This window comes from Fulvivirga kasyanovii, from assembly GCF_009711405.1.
GTDB classification, from domain to species: Bacteria; Bacteroidota; Bacteroidia; order Cytophagales; family Cyclobacteriaceae; genus Fulvivirga; species Fulvivirga kasyanovii.
The window spans coordinates 1-933 of the sequence record NZ_SMLW01000121.1 but is presented as its reverse complement, the minus strand read 5'-3'; the positions used below and the strand labels follow the sequence as shown (position 1 = coordinate 933).

Below are 933 nucleotides of genomic sequence, written 5' to 3'. Positions count from 1 at the left end.
ACAGACAGTTGTTAATAGCAATCGGCAACAAGCATTTTTTATATTATGGGTTAAGTGGTTTACAAATATAATTTTTTCAAATTAATCCTGATGGTCTAAAAACCTATAAACTTCAAGTAAAAATAATTCAACCGGTTTATTTTTCTTGATCGTATCGCAAAGTTCATACCTCAGAGATTGATTTCTAACCCTTCCATCTGAAATATTGACCAAATGCGGAAAGCTACTATGGTAGTCAAGATTATATAAAACCTTGGAAATAAGCCTTTCCTGGTACTTCGATTGTAATATTGATCCATTTGCAAAAACAACTTCTACAGAGTTTGGCAGTTTAGGCAGCAACTCACGCTCGATAAAATCAGCATGGGTATAGTTGTAGCAAAAGAAGTGCTTTCCTTCCAATTGCTCTAAAAACTTTGTATACCGGTGATTTTCCAGTTTATAACGACCCCAAATAAAAGGTTGAACAACAAACATGACAGGCAGCGCAATCAAAATAAAAACTCCGATCACTACTACACAGCACATCCATTTTAACAGTTCCGGTATTTTACTCATGTTGTAAACAACGTGGTTTTATAACTGCCAACCCAAGGTTAGAAATTTGTTTCAAGCAAAAAATAAGAACTTTATAGCTGACTGTTACTTTGGACTGTAGAAGAGGATTTAACCCCAACAAGCCACACCGATTATGGAAATTAAGTTATAACGGGCTCAGAAACTTTTATTTCCCTGGCAAAAAATAGTGGCTTGTTGGGCACAGGTTGACTTTTTAGTAAAAGAAATTTGAATGTCAGCCATTCATTCTTCATTTTTGTGTATATTGAAATATTCTAAGCCCAGACATGGGCTTATACTTAAAAGCTTAATTCTAAAAAAGATGATGGTTCAGACCATCAATTCTGACGCCCCATATATATCACCAGAAGTTGA

Annotated in this window: 1 protein-coding gene; it reads right to left on the bottom strand. The window is 34.8% G+C overall.

The window, feature by feature from the left end:
• Positions 1–81 precede the first annotated feature (81 nt).
• A complete protein-coding gene (locus tag E1163_RS00255) occupies positions 82–558 on the bottom strand; it encodes a hypothetical protein (protein WP_155168533.1) in 477 nt (158 codons plus the stop codon).
• Between the last annotated feature and the right edge of the window lie 375 nt (positions 559–933).

Excerpts from the sequence above, each read along its gene's own strand:
- E1163_RS00255 (WP_155168533.1), bottom strand. The coding sequence starts at position 558 with ATGAGTAAAATACCGGAACTGTTAAAATGGATGTGCTGTGTAGTAGTG.